We start from the raw sequence: 20522 nt of genomic DNA, 5'->3' as shown, positions 1-20522 counted from the left end.
CTCGGCTTCGCTTCGTTGATGGCGTTTCCGATTATCCGAATCTTCTTCGGCGACCAATGGGATACAGCCGTGCCGATCCTGCGTTTTCTGGCGTTGGCGTCGGCCTTGGCGTTGTTGGTGCTGCAATATCAAAATTTTTTGACCGCGATCGGCCGCGTGGGGTTGGCGGCGCTGTGGATGACCGCCTGGCAGGTGATCACCATCGGCGCGTTGATAGGCGGGGCGTTCGTCAGCGTAGTGGCGGTGGCGGCAGCGCTGGTGCCGGCCACGGCGATCGCGGTCGCGGGGGTGTCCATCGGGCTGGTGGTATGTACGGACATCACGATACGCGACTACTTGCGCGCGCTCGCGCCGAGCGCGGTGTTGGCGGCGTTTGCATTGGCGCCGGCCGCGCTGCTACGAATTTTTCTGGTGCCGACGTCGGATAATCTATGGGGCCCGCTGGTCGGCGCCGGTGCGCTGCTAATCATCGGCGGCCTGGCCGGCGCTTGGCTGGCTAATCATCCGCTCTGGCGGGAAGTCCGGGTTTTGCTGGAAAAACGTCGTAATTTCCGCCCGGCGGCCCGCGAATCATGAGGTTGCTCGAAACAATCCGCGATCGCCCGGGTCTCGATCGCGCGGCCGGCGCGGCGCTCGCCGTGTTGGCGCTGCTGGTGGTCGTGGTGTTCAGCCAGGTCCACACTGGCTACGCATTCTTTTATTCCGATGCACCGCGGCGTGCGCTGAACGGCGCGTTCATTCTGGACCTGGTCAAGGCGTTTCCCATCCATGACCCGGTGCAGTGGGCGTACGACTACTACGCCCAGTATCCGGCGCTGACCATTCTGTTCTACCCGCCGCTGTATCCGGCGGTACTGGCCGTAGCCTATGCGGTGCTCGGTATCTCGCAGACGAGCGCGGTGGTGGTCAACGGGCTGTTCTATCTCGGCCTGGTCTGGGGTATGTACCGACTGGCCGGCCGTTATCTCGATCGGGGCGCGGCGTTGGGCGCGGCCGCCATCGTGGGCGCCGCGCCGGAAATCGCGTTCTGGGGCCGCCAGATCATGACCGATGTGCCGGCCACGGCGGCGTTGGTCTGGGCGTCCGCCGTCTTCGTCGATTACCTGCGAAACAGGCGCGCCCGCGATCTTTACTGGAGCGCCGCGCTGGCGCTGGCGGCGGTCTGGTTGAAGCTTACCGTTTGTTTCATGCTGCCGGTATTCGCTGTCGCGCTGTTGCTCGCGGAAGGGCGGTGGATTTGGCGTTCGGCGCGGCATTGGATTGTGCTCACGGGCGTGGTCGTAGGGCTGCTGCCGCTAGCCTGGCTGACGCTGCATTTCGGGCAGACCAACGTGCAGTCGGTGGCCGGCGTGCCGGACGGGGCGGTCGGGCGTCTTTCCGTAGCCAATTGGCTGTGGTACGCGAAGCGCGCCCCGGAAATGCTCGGCTGGCCGACGACGGTCGCGCTCGCGCTCGGCTTGGCGGCCGGGTTACTGGCCTGGGCCGGACCCGGCCGGGTCGATCGCCGCTGGTTGCTTCCAATCGCTTGGGCCGTGGTCGGCTATGTTTTTTTCTCCGCGATCGACTTAAAACATCCGCGCTTCATGATCCCGGTGCTGCCGCCGTTTGTCTTGATCGGGGTCGGCGGTCTGCGGTGGCTGCTGCGCCGGTGGCGGAACCCGTTTCGAATCGTGCTGGCGTGCATCGCGGCCGCCACGTTGGCGATCACGCTCGTCGTGCATCCGCCGCTCTACGTCGGCGGCTATGCCTCGATCGTCAAAGCGGTGGCACAACGTGCGCCGAAAAAGACCAACATCGTGTTTTCCGGCTATCGGGACGGCGCGTTCATATTCGCGATGCGCGCCATCGGCGACCGGCCGGATTTGGCCACCATCCGGGCCGACAAGCTGCTGCTGTCGATCGCGATCCGGCGTTCGGCGGGCGTCGAGCAAAAGGATTTGACGGCCGACGAGATCGCGCGGGAACTGACCCGGCTCAAGGTTTCGTACGTGGTGGCGCAGGACGGGTTTTGGACCGATCTCGTCGAGATGCGGCGCCTGCAGAAGGTATTGCATTCCTCCCAGTTCGAGCCCGTCGCGCATTACCGTTTGCCCCGCAATTTCCAAGCGCCGGATCGCGAGATCACCGTGTATCGCAATCGGGCCGAGCTGCCTAAAAAACGCCCGCCGCGTGCGATCGACCTACCCGCTATCAACCATACGGTGAAGCAGAACTAAGAAGATATCTAGGCAATACGGGCCGAGCCGGGCTTAGTGCTTGCGGATATCGACTTCGTTGCCCACGCGGCGCGCGTCATAACCATCGAACAGGTACCGGGTGTCGGGGTCGTACCAGTCGTTGATGCGGAAAGACCAGTTGAATTCCAGATGCAGCAGGCCGCCCCTCACCAGCTGATTGTTCATGATGTCCTCGAGGAAGAACGCCCATTCGGCGGCACCCCAGATCGCTTTACTGTTGGGCCGGTTGAACGCCAGCTGATAGGCGGTGACATAATCGTAGGGCCGGTCTGGTTGCGCTAGCGGCTCGAAGGGGTCGACGCGTTGTTTGACGCGCGAGATTTTGAGTGCCTCGATGACCCGGTCGTAGAGCCGATGGTCCGGAATGTCGATCGCCGAGGCCTGATGCTCCATGTATTCGCAGACGTAGGGGAAATAACCGAACCCGGTGCCGATATCGAGAATACGGCGATAGCGGCATTTGTGCAGACCAAGCCGTAGCGCGCGCTTAATGTTCTCGACCATCCAGGGCCGGATATGGAAATACTTGAAATCCACCAGCCGCCGATCGGGCTCCAGCACTTCCTCGTCGCGAATCGCGAGCAGTTCGTCTGTGTTCAGCGTGGCCATGACATGATCGGCCATACGTTGCGCATTGTAGGTATAGCGGAGTTCGCGAAGATTGAGTCGATGTCGTTGCACTGGAATCCCTTCCCGTCGTATGCCTCGTCGCCAACGTAAGACACGGTTATTGCGGCGGCACAGTGTATAACGCGGCAGGAAGAGTTGATACGGGGATAACGTGTATTGCTTGTGCGCACGAACATTTCGTTACCCATTACAATGCCGAATTCGAAGAGCCGTCACGGAGTGAATGAATGACCGATAGCGACCTGCCGACGCCTGATACCGCCGCCGGCAGACGTCGGCGACGGTTTTTGCTCCGCAAGCGACTGTATCAGCGGCTGTGGGGCGGCCGGGCGGCCAATGAAACGCCGGTGGTGGTGTTTCTCGCGGGTACGCCGGATATCGGTAACGGCTACGTAATCAATGCGTTGGAATCGAACTTCGACACCGATGTCTATCGCGGCGGCGATACGCGGGTTTTTGAGAATAACCGGCTGCGCGGCGACGATGTATTGCGCCGGCTGATCGGACGTTCACGTGCCCCGTCGGTCATATTCGTCACCGGGGGCGAATCGGACGGCATCGCGCCGCTGATCGAGCGATTCTCGCCGGCGCGTGTGCTGTGGTTCTATGAATCCTGCGAGCGTTTCATCATGCGCGCGCCGCGGGTGCTGAACGAGAACGACACCCGGCGGTTCCTCTGGGAGCGCGCGGAGCGTCGCGACGGCCCGCTGCCGAGCGCATTGGCTTCCTTGATCGGTGATCGCCCGGACGGCGCCACCGTCTGGGCGCTGGCCTGGTACGCGATTCATAATGCCTACCGTCAGCAGCGGCTCGACAAGCGCGGCGCGGCTCATCTGGTCGCCGAGCGCACGCTGACCCAAGCGCCGGCCGCCACGATGGACGGCCTGTTCGAAATCATCGGCGTCGGCTCCGGGCGCGGCAAGGATGCGCCACGGTTTCGGGCCAAGCGCCGTCGCGGCCGCGCGCCGGTGCTGCCGGAGGCGGTGCGCGAAGCCTGTGGCGAGTTGCAGACCTGGCTGGACGCGCACGCGGCGGATCCGGCCGATCGCTCGTGATACTCGCCGCGCAGCTCGTCGTCCTCGGCGCGCTCGCAATCGCACTGGCGCTGCTGATACGACACTGGCCCTATCCATCGCCGTTGATCCGGCCGCTGTTGCCGCCGCTACAGCGTTGGCCGGAAGCCCAGATCCGGCGATGGCTCGAGAATCAGCGGTTTCACCCGCGTTATCTCGTATTCTTCGACCGCGATCCGGAGCGTTGTCCGCCCACCGGCGAGACGCTGATCGCGCCCGCCGACGGGCTGGTGATCGACACCGGTTGCCGCGACGGCATCCGTTATATCGTGATCGCGTTGTCGTTTTGGGACATGCACGTACAACGCAGCCCGGTGGCCGGGGTCGTGGCGTCGGTGGATCGCCTGGGCGCGGCCTACACCGACGGTGAAGGGCGCGAGTTCGCCTTCCTGCGCGCCAAGCGCTGCCCGGTCCAGACCCGCACGGTGATCGAATCGCGCGGCGGTGTCGTGGCCGTGCGCCAGATCACCAGTCTTGCCGCGCGGCGCATCGAAACCTGGGTAAGCCCCGGCGCGCGGGTCGAGCGCGGCCAGCGTATCGGGCGAATCCGCCTGGGCAGCACGGTGGTGCTCGAAGTCGCCGAGCCCCTGCGCTGTCTGGTGAGTCCGGGCGAGCGCGTGCGCGCCGGCGAAACGCCGTTGGTCGAAATGCAAGAAGCGACGCGCTGATGTCCGGCGGGCTGCTCGCCGGGGGCCATATCGGCTGGACGCCGTTCGCCGTGCTCATCTATTGCGGCGTCGCGGTGCTGGTCATCGATTACGTCTGGCGCCGGGTTACCATGCCGGCCTGGTTGTTACTCGCGGCGGGCGTCGCGGCGTGGGGGGCGGGGCTCGCCCTGTTGCTCGCGCTCAGCTGATTGGATTTATCATTGATGCCATTGAGGAAAGATCGGCAATGAAAGTATTTCTGACCGGCGGCGCCGGTTTCATCGGCTCCCATACCGCGCTGGTGCTCGTCGAGGCCGGCCACGATGTCGTGGTCTACGACAATCTGTCCAACGCATCGCGCGAGTCGCTGAACCGGGTCGAGCGGCTTACCGGCGGGCGGATCGCGTTCATCGAGGGTGATATCCGCGACGGCGCCCGGCTGGATCGCGTCTTTGCCGAATCGGATATCGACGCGGTGATTCATTTTGCCGGCCTCAAGGCAGTGGGCGAGAGCACCGAACAGCCGCTGGCGTACTACGAGAACAACGTCGCCGGCACGCTGACGCTATGCCACGCCATGGACCGGGCCAACCTGCGCACGCTCGTGTTCAGTTCCTCGGCCACCGTGTATGCCGAATCGCGCGAGATGCCGTTGCCGGAAGACGCGCCCACCGGGCGGCCGACCAATCCCTATGGCAGTTCGAAACTGATGATCGAATGGCTGCTGCGCGATCTACAGACGGCCGATCCGCGCTGGTCGATCGCGCTGCTGCGTTATTTCAATCCGGTGGGCGCGCACGAGTCCGGGCGTATCGGCGAGGACCCGCAGGGGCGCCCGAACAATCTGTTGCCGTTCATAAGCCAAGTGGCGGTTGGCCGGCTGCCCGAACTGGCGGTCTATGGCAACGACTATTCGACCCGCGACGGCACCGGCGTGCGGGATTATATCCATGTTATGGATCTGGCCGCCGGCCACCGGGCCGCGCTCGACGCGATCGCCGGTAGCGCCGGGCTGTGGACTTGGAATCTCGGTACCGGACGGGGTTATTCGGTGCTCGAAATGATCCGTGCGTTCGAAAACGTCGCCGATCGCGAGATCGCTTACCGCATCGCGCCGCGTCGGCCGGGCGACGTGGCCGAATGCTGGGCGGACGCCTCGCGCGCCGAACGCGATCTAGGTTGGCGCGCCGAGCGTGGTCTGGAAGAAATCATGCGTGACGCCTGGCGCTGGCAGCGCGAAAATCCCGAGGGCTATCGCGACGCCGGCTGAGGCGTGGACTTTTCCAGGTGTAAGGCACACACCGAGCCCTCGTTACGGCGCCGGCGACTTGCCGCGACAATCGTTACATCATTTCCAATTCGCTGCGTAGGGCCGCGACGTGGCCTTCGGCATCGACATGATATTTCGCCAGTTCGACCAGGCCCTCCGCATTGACGACGATCGTCGAGCGAATGACGCCGGTGACGGTCTTGCCGTTTCGGGTTTTTTCGCCCCAGGCGCCCCAAGCCTCGATGGTCCGGTGCGTGGGATCGGACAACAGCGGAAACGTCAGGTGGTGATTGTCGCGAAAGCCGCGTAGCGCTTCGGGTTCGTCGGGCGAGACGCCGACCACATCGTAGCCCGCCGAAGCCAGCGAAGTGATGTTGTCTCGAAAATCACAGGCTTCGGTCGTGCAGCCCGGTGTTTCGGCCTTGGGGAAGAAGTAGACGATCAATGTGCGTCCGCGATAGTCCCCCAGTGTGACCGTTCGGCCCTGGTCGTCAACGAGTTCGAAATCGGGCGCCTTCTGTCCTGCGGTGAGCTGATTGGTCATGGTTTCAAGATCTCCTTATGGCTGCAGTGTCATCAGTGTAATGACGTGCGCGGCGCCTGCGAATCATGCGGCCGATTCGTTGGATACCACGGGGATTTCATTGCCGTCGGCATCGAGAACTTTGCCGTTTTCGCAGTAATCGCCTTCTTCCAGTGCATCGACGACCTCGCGCTTGATCTGTCGATTGGTGCCCGCGGCGAATACCGATGGATTTTGCGGCGTACCCCAGCGAAAGTGATTAAACAACAGATTCAGGGTCACTGCGACAATCGCGGCGGCGCTGATGCCGGAATGAAATATGGTCTGGAACCAATGGGGAAAGGCCGCATAGAACGAGGGGGCCGCCATGGGTATGACGCCGACGCCAATCGATACCGCGACGATAATGAGATTCATGTTGTTGTCGTAATCGACAGACGCGAGGGATCGAATCCCGCTGGCGGCGACGGTGCTGAACAGGATCAGGCCGGCGCCGCCGAGCACCACCGGCGGAATGGTGGCTACGAACGCGCCCAGTACCGGAATCAATCCCATTAGAAACAGAATCAGCGCGCCGGCCGCAACGGCGAATCGGCTCTTGATCCCGGTTACGGCGACCAAGCCGACATTTTGTGCGAACGCGCTTTGGGTGAACGAGCCGAAGACCGGCGAGACCATGCTGGACGCCATGTCGGCCCGCAGCCCGTTTGCGACCCGCTTGCTGTCGATATCGGTGCCCACGATTTCGCCGATGGCGAGGATGTCGGCGCTGGTTTCCGTGAGAATCACGAGCACCACGATGACCATCGACACGATCGCGGCGATATTGAACGTCGGCAGGCCCAGGGCGAACGGGTGAGGCAGGGCGAACAGCGAAGCGCCGGCCACGCCGGAGAAGTCGGTCTTGCCGGCCGTGTAGGCGACCAGCGTGCCGAAGACGATGGAGAGCAGGAACGACAGGCGCGATATCGTGCCGCTGCCGACCTTGCTCAACAACAGCGCAATGGCGAGTGTGAGCGCGGCGAGCCCGATGTTGGCGATGCTGCCGTAGTCGGCCGCGCTCTTGTCGCCGCCCATCGCCCAATGGGCGGCGACGGGAACCAGGGTGATGCCGATCGTCGTGATCACACTGCCGGTCACGACCGGCGGAAAGAATCGAATGAGCTTGGAAAATACCGGGGCGATCGCCAGCCCGATGGCCGAGGATACGATCACGGCGCCGAAGATGGCCGGAATGCCGCCGGCGCCCGAGGCGATGACGACCATCGTTGATACGCTGGCGAACGACACGCCCTGTACAAGCGGCAGCTTCGAGCCGAAAAACGGCACTCCAAGTGTCTGCAGCAGGGTGGCCAGGCCGGCCATGAAGAACGTGGCGGTGATCAGCGTGCCGGTATCGGCGGTCGACAGGCCGGCGGCCTGGCCGATGATGAGCGGGACGGCCAGCAGCCCGGCATACATGGTCAGGACATGCTGCAGCCCATAGACAAAGCTGGCGCCGAGCGTATAACGCTCGTCTTCCGGCCGGCCTCTGCCGCGCTCGCGCCGGCTGTTGTGCGCCCGGCCGGCCGGCGGCGCATGGGTGGTTTCGCTGGATTGATTGTGTGCGGGGTCGTCGTGCTCGACAGCCCTTTGAAAGTTGTCGTTTTGTGCGGCGCTCAGGCTCTTATTCATGGGATCTCCTCCGTTGCCTGTAGGTCCGGCGATCGGACTGCGGCGGTTTAATTCGCCGCGGTCTGCGGCTTTCTTCAACAGAAGCCGGCCATGCCCTCCCAAGCGTTGCCCGCGTCGCCGGCATCGTCGCGCGCGACCGTGGCTTCGATCAGCCCGTACGGCCGGTCGGCGGCATAGAACACCTCGTTGGGGTTGTCCTGTCCGAACGGCGCCAGATCGACGACGAAGTGATGCTTGTTGGGCATCGAGAACTTGATTTCGTCGATCTCGGGGTGCGCTTCGAGGGCTTTCGTGCCCATGTCGAACAGGGTCTGCTGCAACGCGGACGAGTAGCGTTCGGCGAAACCTTCCAGAAACAGCGCCTTGACGCTCTCGTATACCGTGTTGAAGTCCACGTCCTTGCTGTTGTAGCGCCAGCGCGCGGTGACATCGGTCGACAGGATGCGGTCGTCGGTTTCTTCCAGCGTGGTGTAGGTGCCCTTCGGATAGCCTTCGAAACCCGATTCGGTCGATTTGAGCACCGTCAGGTTGGTCAGGCCGCCGAATACGTGATCCACGTCGCCGTCCCTGACCAGGACCGCGGTCCGGGTTTCCTGGCGGTTCTGCACGAACGAATGATCGTGCGCGGCGCCGTGCGATTGGATCCGGTCCCAACCGTATTGCTCGGCTTCCCAGCGCCCGCCGCTGACCCAGTCGAAATTCGACGTAAAATGCTCGCCGAGCTTGAGCAGGAAGGCCTCGGGCGAACCGACTCCGGTGCGCGCCAGGCCGAAGATCGTGTTCTTCTGCGTATCGGTCGGCACGACGTGTTCGTTGTTGCCTTCGAGGTAAGCGGATTCGAAATCACCGCAAAGTTCGGAGGTCACGCACAGATCCTCGATCTCGTGGCGCTCGGTGTCGCGCGTGATTTTGACAACATGAACTTCGGCCTTGCCGTATTGGTTGGCTCCGAGCACGAAACGATGGTTTTGGTGCATGTCAGCTACCTCTGTAGGTGGAGTAGGCGAAGGGGCTGAGCAGAAGCGGCACGTGGTAGTGTTGATCCGCGTCTGCGATCTCGAAGGTCAGTGCCACTTCGGGAAAGAAGGTCGGCGTGTTGTGGCGGGCGAAATAGGCGCCGGTGGCGAACGACAGGCGATAGACGCCGGTGTCCAGTTGCCGCGGGCCCAGGTCGCGAATGCGCCCATCGCTGTCGGTCGTGCCGCCGGCGATGCTCGACCAGCCGTTATCCCGCTGGACGAGCAGTTCGACCTGGACGTTCGCGGCTGGCCGGCCGGATGACGTGTCGAGAATATGGGTCGTGACGTGGGATGCGTTCATGAGTCGATGACTCCCTCGAGTCGTAGCAGAGCGATTTCGCGAAGCTGGCCGGCGATGACCGCCAGCTCCTCGTCCTCGGTGTGGGCCATCCGGCGCTCGAGCTCGGATAGGATTTCCGAGCGTGAGCGGCCGGCCGCGCGGATCAGAAAGACCCGATCGAACCGGCGCTCGTAATCGGCGTTGCCGTCTGCGAGCGCCTGCTCGAGTTCGGCGGAGCTATCGCCGAGGCCGGCTTGTTCCGCGGCCGACATTCGGGCCTCCGCGCCCGAGCCGGCGGCGCGCTCGCCGATGCGCGGATGGTGGGCCAGAGCGCTGTCGATCTCGGCGGTTGTGAACGGCTCGGCCGCCACGCGTGCCGTGTCGAGCACGAATGCGAGGTCTGGATACGGACGTCGATCCACGATGGCCTCGCCCCAGCGCGCAATATCCAGGCAGGGGCGGACGGCCGCAACGGCGGTATCGCGGTCGATGGTATTGAATTCCTCGAGGGTCATTTCGGAACTCGTGTCGTGGGCTGAATCTTCATTGGCATATCGATCACCCGGCGAGATCCACGACCCGCCGCGCCACGGCGAGGTCTTGTAGGCCCACGCCGGTCCCATCGAACACGGTGATATCGCGATCCGATGTGCGGCCGGGACTGTCGCCGTTGATCACCCGGCCGATCGGGATGATGTCGTCGATCGATAACGTGCCGGCATTGACGGCATGCTGGCACTCGCCGATCTCAGCGGCCTGGATCGGCTCGTCGGTGAACACCCGGGCGCCGTCCAGAATGCGATGGTCGATCTCCTGCTTGCCGGCGGTGTCGGTGCCCATGCAGGCCAGATGCGTGCCGGGACGGATCTGCGAGGCCTCCAGCAGCGCTTCATGGCAGGCGGTGATCGTGACGATGGCATCGGCCTGTGCGCCGAGCTGGTCGCGCGTGACGCGTTCGAACCCGAGGCCGAGTTCGGCGGCGACTTCGGCCAGGCCTTCGAGCTTGTCGGCCGACCGGTTCCAGGCGACGACGCGCTGGAAATCGCGTTGTGCGGCGGCGGCCCGCAGTTGAAATGCCGCCTGATGGCCGGCGCCGACGATCCCCAGCGTCTTCGCATCGGCCCGGGCGAGATGCCGGATCGACACCGCGCAGGCGGCGGCGGTGCGCATGGCCGTCAGATGATTGCCCGATACCATCGCCGTCGGCTGCCCGGTATCGGGATCGAACAGGGCCACCGTCGATTGATGATTGGTCAGGCCGTGCTCGGCATTGTGCGGCCAATAGCCGCCGGCCTTCACGCCGAGCGTCATCGTGCTCTTGTCGATGCCGGACTTGAAACCGTACAGCGCGTCGGCGTGCCCGATGGCTTCGCGGACCACCGGGAAATTGCGTGCCTCGCCGCGCGCCATGCCCGCGAACACGGATTCCACGGCGGCGAAGGCTTCCGTGTCGCCGATGATCGAGCGCGCGGTGTCCTCGTCGATGAACTTCATGTGTATCGCTCCCACGTCTACAGGCACATGCCGCGGGCCGTGACCGGCAGCACGCGTTCGACCACGCCGTCGCGCACGCCGACATACCAGTCGTGGATATTCACGGTCGGATCGCAGTGGCCGGGAACCAGTTTGAGCTTCTCGCCGAGTTTCAGGGCGTTGTTCGGATCGCTGATCACGCCGTGCTCGTCGGAAGCGCCGACGTATTCGATATCATCGCGCCCGAACACGACCGCCGGGCCGGAATCGACGCTCTGAGCTTTCAAGCCCGCGTCGCATATGGCTTTTTCGGCCTTGGTCTTGCTCATCACCGTGGTGTAGAGAAACAGGCTGTTCTCGAAGTCGTCGATCAGGCGGCCATCGTCCATGGCGATCCGCTGGTAGTCCGCATCCATGAAGATATAGGAGCCGCACTGCAACTCGTTGTAGATGCCGCTGGTGCCCTCAAACGCATAAGTGCCGGTGCCGGCCCCGCCGATAATGTCGCAGCGCAGCCCCTTGTCGGCGAGCCGGTCGACGGTGTCGCGGACCATCGCCACGGCCTTGTCGATCTTGCCCTTGCGCTCGTGGTAATCGTGCACGTGCTGGGCCTTGCCCTGATAGGCTTGCAGGCCGGCGAATCTGAGATGCGCGGCGGCATCGATCTTCTGGGCCAGTGGCACGGCCGGCGCGCCCGGGGCAACCCCGCAACGACCCGCGCCGACATCGATTTCGACCAGCACCTCGAGGGTGGCGCCGTATCGAGCCGCGGCCGCTTCGAGATCATCGATATTGTTCGCGTCGTCGGCGCAGACCAGAACGCGGGCCTGGGTGGCCATCGCCGCGAGGCGCTCGATCATATGCGGATTGACGACCTCGTTGGATACCAGCAGGTCACGCACACCGCCGTGCAGCAGGGCTTCGGCTTCGCTGACCTTCTGGCAGCAGACGCCGACAGCGCCGCGCGCCAGTTGGTCGTGCGCGATATCGGCGGACTTGTGCGTCTTGGCGTGGGCGCGGTGCCGCAGGCCCTGTTCGTTGACGAAGCCCGCCATGCGATCGAGGTTGCGCTCGTAGGCATCCAGATCGATCAGCAGGCAGGGGGTGTCGATATCCTCGATGCGGGTTCCGATCGTGGCCGGGGTATTGGAAAGCATTCGTATCTCCTCGTAATGAGTATCGTGGGCGGCCGTCGTGGGCGCGCTCAGCGGTTGTCGTGCATCCACGGCAGGTTGTCGAGATCGACATTGCCGCCGGTTAGAATCACGCCGACGCGTTGTCCGGCGAACAGCCCGGGGTTCTTGAGAACGGCTGCCACGGCGACGGCGGACGACGGCTCGATGACGATCTTCATCCGCTTCCAGACCAGGCGCATGGCGTCGACGATCTCGCCCTCCGAGACCCGCAGTACGTCGGTGACGTAGTGCGATACGAAGTGCCAGGTATAGGGCTTGAGCGATACGCGCAGCCCATCGGCGATCGTGTCGGGCGCATCGTCGGGAATGATCCGGCCGGCATGGAACGATCGATAGGCGTCGTCGGCCTGCGCGGGCTCGGCCGCATAGACCCGGGTATTCGGCGCAATCGTCGAACAGGTCAGGGCGCTGCCGCTGATCATGCCGCCGCCGCCGATCGGTGCGATTACCGCATCGAGCCCGCCGACCTGATCCATGAACTCCTTCGAACAGGTGCCTTGGCCGGCGATGACCCGGGGGTCGTTGTAGGGATGGACGAAGTGGGCGCCGCTTTGTTCGATGACGCCGTCGAGCGTGCGCTCGCGGTCGGACAGCGAGGGTTCGCAGGGGGTGATTTCGCCGCCGTAGCCGCGTACCGCTTCCATCTTGGCTTTGGGCGCGGTATGCGGCATCACCACCTGACAGGGGATGCCGCGACACTGGGCGGCCCGCGACAGCGAGAGCGCGTGGTTGCCGCTCGAGTGGGTCGCCACGCCGTGCTCGGCGGCCTTGTCGCTGAGGCTGAATACGGCATTCGTGGCGCCGCGGGCCTTGAACGCGCCGGCCTTCTGAAAGTTCTCGCACTTGAAGTGCAGATCGGCGCCGGTCATGTCGTTGAAGGTCTGGCTGGTCAGCACCGGCGTTCGATGGGTCCACGGGGCGATGCGCTCATGGGCGGCGCAGACATCGTCGTAGGTGGGAATCGCCAGACGCTTTGTCTCGGTTTCGGTTGCCGGACTTGTCGTCATCACGCCACCTCCTGCTTCCAGCGATTCCGGGTGGCGCTGTAATAGGCTTGTGCCGCGGCGACGCCGGAGCCCATCTCGATCGGATAATCGAGATTGGCCATGGCCATTTCGGCCGCGGCCAGACCCGAAAGCGCCATGACGTCGGTCATGTCGCCCAGATGGCCGATTCGAAAGACCTTGCCGGCGACATCGCCGAGCCCGCCGCCGAACGACACGCCGTAGTGTTCGTAGGCGTGGCGCACGAGCAGCCCCGAGTCATAACCGCGTGGCACCTGAACGGCGGACACGGTGTTCGAATACAGTTCGGGCCGCTTGGCGCAAAGCGACAGTCCCCAGGCATCGACTGCGCGCCGCACGCCTTCGGCGATACGACGATGGCGGGCGAAGACTTGAGGCAGGCCTTCGTCTTTCAGCATGCTCATGCTTTCGGCCAGGCCGCGGATCAGCCCGACCGGCGGAGTGTAGGGAAAACTGCCGGCGCGATTGGCCTCCCGCATGGCCCGCATATCGAAATAGGCCCGCGTGCAGCGCGAGGCATGGCACGCTTCGAGCGCCTTGGGGCTAAAGGCGAGGACCGCAAGCCCGGGCGTGAGCATCAAGCCTTTCTGCGAGCCGGTGACCGCGACGTCCACGCCCCACTCGTCCATCCGGAAATCGATACTGGCGATCGAACTCACGCCGTCGACGAACAGCATCGCGGGATGGTGGGTTTGATCGAGCGCTTTTCGCACGGCGCCGACATCGCTGGTCACGCCGGTGGCGGTCTCGTTGTGGCATACCAGCACGGCTTTTATGCGATGCTCGGTATCGGCCGCCAGGATGCGTTCGTATTCGGCGACGGGCACACCTTCGCCCCAGTCGGCCTCGACCGCGTGCACGTACAGATCCTGCCGCCGACACAGCTCGATCCAGCGGTGCGAGAACATGCCATAACGCCCGGCCAGGACTTCATCGCCCGGGGACAGGGTATTGGTGACGGCCGCCTCCCAGCCGCCGGTGCCGGTCGAGGGAAATAGAAAGACTTCGCCGACGCTGGTGCCGAAGATGCTCTTCAGCGACTGCAGCAGTGGCACGAAATGGCGCTCGAAATCGGGGGCGCGATGATCGATGCTCTGCATGTCCATCGCATGCCGGAGACGATCGGGAATATTGGTCGGCCCCGGAATGAAAACCGGATTCTGTGTAGGCATGAAATATCTCCTATTGACCATTATTAGAGAATAATTGTTAAACGCATGCCCCTCAAAGAAAATATCGAGATATTGAAATTTATGATGAAAAAATATAACTTAATGATATTAAATGGTTAAATAAAAGTAACGAGCTATCGTTTTTAGCTCGTGGAAAATTCAATGAGTCGAGATCGGCTCGAAACGACGGTGAAACCATGGCCAGTCGACCAAATACGCCCCGGTCTCGAGGCAGGCCGCGAAAGAAAGACGGCAACTCGGCGGATTCCAAATTGCAGTCGGTGGACCGCGCGCTCATGGTTTTCAAACTGTTGTCGGAAGAGGTCAAGGCCACGCTCAACGTCATTTCTGCGACCGCCGATCTGCCGTTCTCGACAACGCACCGGATTCTGGAAACATTAAGATCGCGCAGCATGGTTTATTTCGATGAGGCCGATCAGACATGGAGCGTCGGCGTGGAGGCGTTTCGGATCGGCCAGGGTTACGCCCGTCGAATGAATTTTCTCGACGTCGGACGCGAAGCCATGCGCGCGTTGACGGATCGCACCGGCGAGACGAGCAACATCGCGGTGTTTGAAAACAGAGAGGTGATTCATGTCTCGCAGATCGAAACCGAGGCGCCGATACGTGCCTTTGTTCCACCGGGATCGCGCAGTCATCTGCATGCTTCGGGGATCGGCAAGGCGTTGCTGGCGCATATGAAGCGGCAATTCGTTCTGGACCAGATCGCGTCCATGGAACTGCCGGGATATACGCTGAATACGCTGACCCGCGTCGATGTACTGATCGACGAACTGGAAGTGACTTACGAACGGGGCTGGGCCATCGACGATGAAGAGCGGTATCTCGGCATGCGTTGTATCGCGGCGCCGATATTCAACGAATTCGAAGAGGCGGTTGCCGGGATCTCCATCTCCGGCCCGACGACGCGGTTCACGGATGACCGGATCGAGGCGCTGGCGGCGCACGTTCAAGAGTCGGCCGACATGATCACACATCAAAGTGGCGGCCGACGGCCCCGGAAAGAACAGCGCGGTTAGTCTTGTGCGGTTACCGGCTCGGGCGATCATCGGTGTTTTTCTTTGAGTCGATTAGGCCCGTGGCGGCCAATTGACGAAATGCTTGGGGCGGGGTGGGGCGAACATCCGTACCTTCGAGGTGGCCAGCTTCTGCGCCACCAGACCTTCGGCGAGCTTGACGGCCGCGCTCACGCCGTCGATGACCGGTACACCGGTCTGTTCCACGACGCGTTGCGTCAAGCCCGCCATGCCGCCGCAACCCAGGCAGATGGCTTCGGCGCGATCGAATTCAACCGCGTGGATCGCCTTGTCGACGATGGCCTCGATGGCGGCTTGCGGATCGCGTTCCAGATCGAGCACCGCCAGGCCGCTCGCATGCACCGACGCACAGCGTTCGAACAGTCCCGCCAGTCGCAATCGATCCTCGATCATCGGCACCGCGCGATCGAGCGTGGTCACGACGGAATACTTGTGGCCGACGAAAAGGGCGGTCGCCGCCGCCGCTTCCGTGATATCCACCACCGGCACCTCGAAAAGCTCCTGCAGCCCCTCGCGGCCGTGTTCCCCGTAGCCGGCCTGCACGATGGCGTCGAATTCGCCCTCGAAGGCGCGGATTGTCTCCATGACCGACACGGCCGCAACATAACTTTCGTAATTGCCTTCGATGGATTCGGCGCCGAAGGCCGGGGTGATGGGCACGATCTCGGTACCTGGATTGGCAACGGCGCGTGCCTGACCCGCGATGGCGTCGGTCATCGAGGTGGTGGTGTTCACGTTGGCGACGAGAATGCGCATGCTGAGACTCATTAAATGGCGGGTTTATTGGGACGGGCGGGCAATGGCTTCGTCGTCGAGGTGTTGATAGGTCTGATTCTTCGGAGCCAGCATCAGATGCAGCAATGCCGCTATAACCGCGCCGATAATCCAAGAGAAATCGGACACCGATTGGAATACCGGAACCAGGGCGATGACGAGAGAGATTAGAGCGGCCGGCGCCAGGGCGTAGAAGGCTCGGGGATTGAAACCGTCGCGGTAGTGGTAGGCGCCGTCGGCGGCCGCACTGTAGAGATCGGGGATATTCAGGCGCTGACGCCGGATAAGCCAGTAGTCGACCATGATCAGGCCGAAGAATGGGCCGAGGATAGCGCCGAGGCCGCCGAGAAAATATTGGATGACCAGCGGGCTGTTGTAGAGATTCCAGGGCAGAATGACCAGGCCGATGATCGCGGTCACGACGCCGGCGCGGCGGAAGGTGAGCCAGCGCGGGAACAGATCGCACAGCATGTAGTTCGGGGCCACGAAGTTGGCGACCAGGTTCACCGCGATGGTCAGCACGATCAACGCGAGCGAGGCCACGGTGCGCCAGACGGGGCTGGCAATGGTGCTCACGATATCGGCCGGACTTTTGATGATCTGCCCATTGATATGGAATTGTGCGCCGGAGAGCACGATCACGATCAGTGCGAACAGCATCATGTTGAGCAGAATACCGGTGAGATTGCCGAGCACGACGGCGCGCTTGGTGCCGAGTAAACACGTTGTATGCGTTCCAATGCCGGCCTTCCCGTTGGACCGGTGCGATGTCGTCGTTGTATAGGCGGGGATGGGGGAATATCGTGGCGGCTTCATCGGGAGTCGCGGCGGTTTCGTCTGGAGTCGTGACCGTCATAGCGGGCCCTCCTGACTGTCGGGAAGGCGGACGGCGATCCGGGCCCCGATTTCCACCTCATCACAATTGTTGCCCGGACCCGCCCGGTGCACCTCGAGAAAATCACAGGCGTTATCCAGCGCGATCATCGGGTGGTGCCACACGCCGCGGTGATAATTGATGCCCTGATCGCCACTGGCCACGAATGCCCGCAGCGCATCCGGCCCGGGTGGCTCGCCGGCGGGCGCGACTACAACGATATAGCGCTGCCCGTCGACCGGTATGAACGCTTGGCTGCCCAGCGGGTGTCGCTCCATGAGCCGGAGCCGCACAGGGGTCGCTTCGGGAACACAGGCTACCCGGCTGATCGCTGTGCGCCCGTCGCCGGATGCGACGTCCACCCGTGCAAGATCCGGATAGCGCCAGCCCTTGCCCTGGTTGATCGGATTGGATGGGCCTTGCGATTCGATCACGTCGCCAAACGGCGCGAACGCCTCGGGCGACAGAGGCACGGCGGTCAGCGTCAGCGCCGCTGTGTCATCGTGGCTTTGTGCTGACATTTCGATCTCCTCCGAAAGGTCATGCCTGATCGTGCTTTTTATTGGACTCAGGCGTGGTAAGGGTGGGTGGCCCGCCAGTGGCGGGCGATATCCTCGCGTCGACAGACCCAGGCGTCGTCGTGCCGGTTCACGTAATCGAGAAAACGCGCGAGCGCCGCGGCCCGGGCGGGCCGGCCGGCCACACGGCAATGCAGGCCGACGGACAGCATCTTCGGCCGGGTGGCGCCTTCGGCGTACAGCATGTCGAAAGCATCGCGCAGGTAAGTGAAGAACTGGTCGCCCGAATTGAAGCCCTGTGGAGCGACAAAGCGCATGTCGTTGGTATCCAGGGTGTAGGGCACGATCAATTGCGGCTCGCCGTCCACCGGCTCCCAATAGGGCAGATCGTCGGCGTAGGAATCCGCGTCGTACAGAAACCCGCCGTGCTCGGCGACCAGCCGCCGTGTGTTGGGGCCGCAGCGCCCGGTGTACCAACCGACCGGGCGCTGACCGGTCGTGCGCTCGATGGCCTCGACCGCGCGGACGATATGTTCGCGCTCGGTTTGCTCGTCGACATACTGATAGTCGATCCAGCGCCAGCCGTGCGATGCGATCTCGAAGCCGGCCTCAACCATCGCGGCCGCGGCTTCGGGGTTGCGCTCGATCGCCATGCCCACCGCGAATACGGTGGCGGTCATGTCGCGCTCGGTGAACAAGCGCAGCAAACGCCAGAAGCCGGCGCGGCTGCCATACTCGTATAGCCACTCCATGCTCATGTGGCGAACGCCTTCGCGGGCATCGGTGCCGACCATCTCGGACAAAAAGCTTTCCGACGCCGCGTCACCATGAAGGATGTTATTTTCCGAGCCTTCTTCGTAGTTGATGACGAACTGGACCGCGATCCGGGCGCCGCCGGGCCATTGGGCGTGCGGCGGATTGGCACCGTAGCCGATCATGTCGCGCGGATAGTCGGTGACGAAATCTTCGGTCTGACTCATGTGGGGATTCCGAGGGTGAATACGACTGGATGACAATCAGCTGCGGGCGCCACGCGCGCCGAGCATCTGTGCCAGCTCGTTGTCGGTCGGTGAATCGGCTAGGTCAAGTTCGTTTTCACAATCGTGCAGATGCCGGCGCATGGTGCGCTGGGCGCCCGACACGTCGCCGCGCTCGATTATCTCGATCAGTTCACCGTGGGCATGATGCGAGCAGGCCGCCGACGTATACGTCTGATACATCGCGATAATCAGCGAGGTGCGGCCGATGAGCTGGTCGAGAAAACCGCATAGCACCGTGTTGCCCGACATGGCGGCCAATCCGCGATGGAAATCGCCGGAGGCGCGGATCATGCGCTGTCGATCGCTGCTGTCGTGTGCGGCTATATCGGTGGCCACGAGTTCACGCAGGTGTCGGTGGTTGTCGGGCGTCATCGCGGCAACGCTGTGTTCCAGCATCGCGGACTCGATGAGCCGGCGTGCCTCGAACACTTCGCGTGCTTCGGCGACTGTCGGCCGCGAGACAATGGCGCCGCGGTTGGGCCGCATATCGACCAGCTTGTCGCTAGCCAAGCGGAACAACGCCTTGCGCACGACCGTACGGCTGACGTTGTAAAGCTCGCCCAGGCGAGCCTCGGACAGCTTGGTTCCCGGCGGCATGCGCTGGTCGAAGATAGCGTTGGCAATGTCGCGCCGGATGCTCTGGTCGACGGTGTTCGGGCCATCGTCGGCTGCCATCGCCGCGTCGATGCCGGTGGTTGTCTGATCACTCATCACGGCTTCCCCCCGGCTGGTTTAGCGCGAGCGAGGGATGTCGGTTGACATCCTTATAGAGCAGGTATCGGAACGGGCCGGGGCCGGCGGCATAACAGGCCTGCGGGCAGAAGGCGCGCAGCCACATGAAGTCGCCGGCCTCGACCTCGACCCAGTCCTCGTTGAGCTGATAGACCGCTTTGCCTTCGAGCACATACAGGCCGTGTTCCATGACGTGCGTTTCGGAAAAAGGAATGACGCCGCCTGGTTGGAAGGTCACGATCGTCACGTGCATGTCGTGGGCGATGTCGTCGGCGTCGACGAAACGGGTGGTCGCCCATACCCCGTTGCAGTTCGGCATGGGCTGGGGGGCGACATCGTCGTCGTGCGTGACGAAGCTGGCCGGGGCGTCGATGCCGGCGACATGGGCGTATCGCTTGCGGATCCACTGGAAAAGCGCGGGCGCGTCATCCTGATTATGCAGCGCCCAGCAGGAGCCCGGCCCGATGAAGACATAGCTGCCGGGGCGTAATGCGTGCCGTGTATCGTCCAGCGTCAGGCTCGGCCGGCCGTCGAGCACGAACAGCACGGCTTCGGCGCCGTGCTCCGGTTCGGGGGTATCGCTGCCGCCGCCCGGGCCGACTTCCACAATATATTGCGCGAACGTTTCGGCGAAACCGGACAGCGGCCGTGCGAGAACCCAGGCGCGCGTATCCCGCCAGTGCGGCAGGCGGCTGGTCACGATATCGCGCATCGCGCCGCTCGGGATCACGGCGTAGGCGGTCTTGAACACGGCGCGATCCACGGTCCGGGCGCTCTGCGGCGGCAGACCGGCGGGTGGCGCGGCGTAAAAGCGGTCGGTCATCACGGGCGGGTATCGGATATTCTATAATGGATACTAGATAAACAATATATTGGATACGATCCAACTTTAGTTGGGTGCCCGACAAGCCCGGCTCATGCCGCAACCGCCGCCGATTCAATCGAAGCTGTACTGCAGCTTCAGCCGGTTTTCAAAGAAGTCGACGGAAGCGGTCTTCTGTGTCTGGTACGCGAAGAAATCCTGAATACTCAGGCCTTCCAGCGCGCCCTGGAAGTGATAGATCGCGTAGACCAGATATTCCGACTGGCCGATGGAACGGCTCTCGTGGGTCGGCTTGAGGTCCATGTACGAATAACGCGCGCCAAGGAATGTGTGATCGACCGGCGAACCCTTGATCTCGACGGCATAGGCGTTGCCGGAACCCAGATCCTGGGTGCTGGTGAGGAACGGTTGCGCGAACAGCGGACCCGAAGCCTCCTGGGTGGCATAAGGTGTGACCAGTGCGCCGTTGAGAAACGTGCCGGAT

The 20522-nt window shown here is 63.2% G+C and carries 22 protein-coding genes and 2 pseudogenes; 7 read left to right on the top strand and 17 right to left on the bottom strand.

Annotation, left to right across the window (positions count from 1 at the left end; genetic code table 11):
• Nucleotides 1-576, top strand: a pseudogene (locus tag VFJ08_RS15030) (hypothetical protein); the annotation flags it as partial.
• A complete protein-coding gene (locus VFJ08_RS15025; RefSeq protein WP_324998038.1) occupies nt 573-2216 on the top strand; it encodes an ArnT family glycosyltransferase in 1644 nt (547 codons plus the stop codon). The pseudogene VFJ08_RS15030 and the gene VFJ08_RS15025, both read left to right, overlap by 4 nt.
• A 33-nt stretch (nt 2217-2249) precedes the next feature.
• Here VFJ08_RS15025 and VFJ08_RS15020 read toward each other — a convergent pair whose 3' ends face one another.
• Nucleotides 2250-2918: a hypothetical protein gene (locus VFJ08_RS15020; RefSeq protein ID WP_324998037.1), complete on the bottom strand. Its 669-nt coding sequence runs from the start codon at nt 2916-2918 to the stop codon at nt 2250-2252.
• 176 nt (nt 2919-3094) lie between these two features.
• Between VFJ08_RS15020 and VFJ08_RS15015 the strand changes: the two genes are divergently transcribed.
• The 4 genes from VFJ08_RS15015 to galE are packed head-to-tail and all read left to right on the top strand — an operon-like array spanning nt 3095 to nt 5857.
• The gene (locus tag VFJ08_RS15015) at nt 3095-3922 is read left to right on the top strand and encodes a hypothetical protein (RefSeq protein ID WP_324998036.1); all 828 of its coding nucleotides are present in this window, start codon (nt 3095-3097) and stop codon (nt 3920-3922) included.
• A complete protein-coding gene (locus VFJ08_RS15010) occupies nt 3919-4608 on the top strand; it encodes a phosphatidylserine decarboxylase (protein ID WP_324998035.1) in 690 nt (229 codons plus the stop codon). The genes VFJ08_RS15015 and VFJ08_RS15010 overlap by 4 nt, the downstream gene beginning before the upstream one ends.
• Nucleotides 4608-4796 carry a hypothetical protein gene (locus VFJ08_RS15005; RefSeq protein WP_324998034.1) on the top strand — a complete coding sequence of 63 codons (189 nt, stop codon included), beginning with the start codon at nt 4608-4610 and terminating at the stop codon, nt 4794-4796. Before VFJ08_RS15010 ends, VFJ08_RS15005 begins: the two co-directional genes overlap by 1 nt.
• A 38-nt stretch (nt 4797-4834) precedes the next feature.
• Complete coding sequence (galE, locus tag VFJ08_RS15000) at nt 4835-5857, top strand: UDP-glucose 4-epimerase GalE (RefSeq protein ID WP_324998033.1); 1023 nt, start codon at nt 4835-4837, stop codon at nt 5855-5857.
• 73 nt (nt 5858-5930) lie between these two features.
• Here galE and bcp read toward each other — a convergent pair whose 3' ends face one another.
• The 9 genes from bcp to bhcA all read right to left on the bottom strand — a co-directional run bounded on the left by bcp (nt 5931) and on the right by bhcA (nt 14219).
• Nucleotides 5931-6401, bottom strand: coding sequence for a thioredoxin-dependent thiol peroxidase (bcp, locus tag VFJ08_RS14995; protein WP_324998032.1), 471 nt, complete (start codon nt 6399-6401; stop codon nt 5931-5933).
• Nucleotides 6402-6464: 63 nt separating this feature from the next.
• Complete coding sequence (locus VFJ08_RS14990; protein WP_324998031.1) at nt 6465-8054, bottom strand: nucleobase:cation symporter-2 family protein; 1590 nt, start codon at nt 8052-8054, stop codon at nt 6465-6467.
• Between the two features lie 74 nt (nt 8055-8128).
• On the bottom strand, nt 8129-9031 hold the full coding sequence (pucL, locus tag VFJ08_RS14985) for a factor-independent urate hydroxylase (protein ID WP_324998030.1): 903 nt from the start codon (nt 9029-9031) through the stop codon (nt 8129-8131).
• A 1-nt stretch (nt 9032) separates the two neighbouring features.
• Nucleotides 9033-9374 (bottom strand): hydroxyisourate hydrolase, encoded by a 342-nt coding sequence (uraH, locus tag VFJ08_RS14980; protein ID WP_324998029.1) that lies wholly within the window; start codon nt 9372-9374, stop codon nt 9033-9035.
• Complete coding sequence (uraD, locus tag VFJ08_RS14975; protein WP_324998028.1) at nt 9371-9868, bottom strand: 2-oxo-4-hydroxy-4-carboxy-5-ureidoimidazoline decarboxylase; 498 nt, start codon at nt 9866-9868, stop codon at nt 9371-9373. The genes uraH and uraD overlap by 4 nt, the downstream gene beginning before the upstream one ends.
• A gap of 43 nt (nt 9869-9911) precedes the next feature.
• Nucleotides 9912-10847, bottom strand: coding sequence for an iminosuccinate reductase BhcD (bhcD, locus tag VFJ08_RS14970; protein WP_324998027.1), 936 nt, complete (start codon nt 10845-10847; stop codon nt 9912-9914).
• Between the two features lie 17 nt (nt 10848-10864).
• Nucleotides 10865-11983, bottom strand: coding sequence for a DSD1 family PLP-dependent enzyme (locus VFJ08_RS14965; RefSeq protein ID WP_324998026.1), 1119 nt, complete (start codon nt 11981-11983; stop codon nt 10865-10867).
• A 47-nt stretch (nt 11984-12030) separates the two neighbouring features.
• Nucleotides 12031-13029 (bottom strand): beta-hydroxyaspartate dehydratase BhcB, encoded by a 999-nt coding sequence (gene bhcB, locus VFJ08_RS14960; protein WP_324998025.1) that lies wholly within the window; start codon nt 13027-13029, stop codon nt 12031-12033.
• On the bottom strand, nt 13029-14219 hold the full coding sequence (gene bhcA, locus VFJ08_RS14955) for an L-aspartate--glyoxylate aminotransferase BhcA (RefSeq protein ID WP_324998024.1): 1191 nt from the start codon (nt 14217-14219) through the stop codon (nt 13029-13031). Before bhcA ends, bhcB begins: the two co-directional genes overlap by 1 nt.
• Nucleotides 14220-14416: 197 nt before the next feature.
• On the opposite strand from bhcA, the gene VFJ08_RS15885 reads away from it, so the two are divergent.
• The gene (locus tag VFJ08_RS15885) at nt 14417-15259 is read left to right on the top strand and encodes an IclR family transcriptional regulator (protein WP_422663468.1); all 843 of its coding nucleotides are present in this window, start codon (nt 14417-14419) and stop codon (nt 15257-15259) included.
• A gap of 51 nt (nt 15260-15310) precedes the next feature.
• Here the strand turns inward: VFJ08_RS15885 and VFJ08_RS14945 are convergent, their stop codons facing one another.
• The 7 genes and pseudogenes from VFJ08_RS14945 to VFJ08_RS14915 form a co-directional block, all read right to left on the bottom strand.
• Nucleotides 15311-16033 (bottom strand): aspartate/glutamate racemase family protein, encoded by a 723-nt coding sequence (locus VFJ08_RS14945; RefSeq protein WP_324998022.1) that lies wholly within the window; start codon nt 16031-16033, stop codon nt 15311-15313.
• 24 nt (nt 16034-16057) lie between these two features.
• Complete coding sequence (locus tag VFJ08_RS14940) at nt 16058-16867, bottom strand: cytosine permease (protein ID WP_324998021.1); 810 nt, start codon at nt 16865-16867, stop codon at nt 16058-16060.
• A gap of 36 nt (nt 16868-16903) precedes the next feature.
• Entirely contained in the window at nt 16904-17446 is a 543-nt protein-coding gene (locus tag VFJ08_RS14935) for an ureidoglycolate lyase (RefSeq protein ID WP_324998020.1), read from the bottom strand.
• A 47-nt stretch (nt 17447-17493) separates the two neighbouring features.
• Entirely contained in the window at nt 17494-18423 is a 930-nt protein-coding gene (gene puuE, locus VFJ08_RS14930) for an allantoinase PuuE (RefSeq protein ID WP_324998019.1), read from the bottom strand.
• A 36-nt stretch (nt 18424-18459) separates the two neighbouring features.
• The gene (locus tag VFJ08_RS14925) at nt 18460-19194 is read right to left on the bottom strand and encodes a GntR family transcriptional regulator (RefSeq protein WP_324998018.1); all 735 of its coding nucleotides are present in this window, start codon (nt 19192-19194) and stop codon (nt 18460-18462) included.
• On the bottom strand, nt 19187-20038 hold the full coding sequence (locus VFJ08_RS14920) for a bifunctional allantoicase/(S)-ureidoglycine aminohydrolase (RefSeq protein WP_324998017.1): 852 nt from the start codon (nt 20036-20038) through the stop codon (nt 19187-19189). The genes VFJ08_RS14925 and VFJ08_RS14920 overlap by 8 nt, the downstream gene beginning before the upstream one ends.
• 114 nt (nt 20039-20152) lie before the next feature.
• Nucleotides 20153-20522, bottom strand: a pseudogene (locus VFJ08_RS14915) (hypothetical protein); the annotation flags it as partial.

It is taken from the genome of Salinisphaera sp., from assembly GCF_035690525.1.
In the GTDB taxonomy this organism is placed as follows: Bacteria; Pseudomonadota; Gammaproteobacteria; order Nevskiales; family Salinisphaeraceae; genus Salinisphaera.
Note: the sequence above shows the minus strand (reverse complement) of the source record. Positions and strands in the feature narration are given on the sequence as shown.

Excerpts from the sequence above, each read along its gene's own strand:
- VFJ08_RS15015 (WP_324998036.1), top strand. The coding sequence starts at position 3,095 with ATGACCGATAGCGACCTGCCGACGCCTGATACCGCCGCCGGCAGACGT.
- VFJ08_RS15885 (WP_422663468.1), top strand. The coding sequence starts at position 14,417 with ATGGCCAGTCGACCAAATACGCCCCGGTCTCGAGGCAGGCCGCGAAAG.
- uraH (WP_324998029.1), bottom strand. The coding sequence starts at position 9,374 with ATGAACGCATCCCACGTCACGACCCATATTCTCGACACGTCATCCGGC.
- VFJ08_RS14920 (WP_324998017.1), bottom strand. The coding sequence starts at position 20,038 with ATGACCGACCGCTTTTACGCCGCGCCACCCGCCGGTCTGCCGCCGCAG.
- bhcB (WP_324998025.1), bottom strand. The coding sequence starts at position 13,029 with ATGACGACAAGTCCGGCAACCGAAACCGAGACAAAGCGTCTGGCGATT.
- uraD (WP_324998028.1), bottom strand. The coding sequence starts at position 9,868 with ATGACCCTCGAGGAATTCAATACCATCGACCGCGATACCGCCGTTGCG.
- VFJ08_RS14940 (WP_324998021.1), bottom strand. The coding sequence starts at position 16,867 with ATGAAGCCGCCACGATATTCCCCCATCCCCGCCTATACAACGACGACA.
- bhcA (WP_324998024.1), bottom strand. The coding sequence starts at position 14,219 with ATGCCTACACAGAATCCGGTTTTCATTCCGGGGCCGACCAATATTCCC.
- VFJ08_RS15005 (WP_324998034.1), top strand. The coding sequence starts at position 4,608 with ATGTCCGGCGGGCTGCTCGCCGGGGGCCATATCGGCTGGACGCCGTTC.
- VFJ08_RS14990 (WP_324998031.1), bottom strand. The coding sequence starts at position 8,054 with ATGAATAAGAGCCTGAGCGCCGCACAAAACGACAACTTTCAAAGGGCT.
- bhcD (WP_324998027.1), bottom strand. The coding sequence starts at position 10,847 with ATGAAGTTCATCGACGAGGACACCGCGCGCTCGATCATCGGCGACACG.
- pucL (WP_324998030.1), bottom strand. The coding sequence starts at position 9,031 with ATGCACCAAAACCATCGTTTCGTGCTCGGAGCCAACCAATACGGCAAG.
- bcp (WP_324998032.1), bottom strand. The coding sequence starts at position 6,401 with ATGACCAATCAGCTCACCGCAGGACAGAAGGCGCCCGATTTCGAACTC.
- galE (WP_324998033.1), top strand. The coding sequence starts at position 4,835 with ATGAAAGTATTTCTGACCGGCGGCGCCGGTTTCATCGGCTCCCATACC.
- VFJ08_RS14935 (WP_324998020.1), bottom strand. The coding sequence starts at position 17,446 with ATGTCAGCACAAAGCCACGATGACACAGCGGCGCTGACGCTGACCGCC.
- VFJ08_RS15025 (WP_324998038.1), top strand. The coding sequence starts at position 573 with ATGAGGTTGCTCGAAACAATCCGCGATCGCCCGGGTCTCGATCGCGCG.
- VFJ08_RS14945 (WP_324998022.1), bottom strand. The coding sequence starts at position 16,033 with ATGCGCATTCTCGTCGCCAACGTGAACACCACCACCTCGATGACCGAC.
- puuE (WP_324998019.1), bottom strand. The coding sequence starts at position 18,423 with ATGAGTCAGACCGAAGATTTCGTCACCGACTATCCGCGCGACATGATC.
- VFJ08_RS14925 (WP_324998018.1), bottom strand. The coding sequence starts at position 19,194 with ATGAGTGATCAGACAACCACCGGCATCGACGCGGCGATGGCAGCCGAC.
- VFJ08_RS14965 (WP_324998026.1), bottom strand. The coding sequence starts at position 11,983 with ATGCTTTCCAATACCCCGGCCACGATCGGAACCCGCATCGAGGATATC.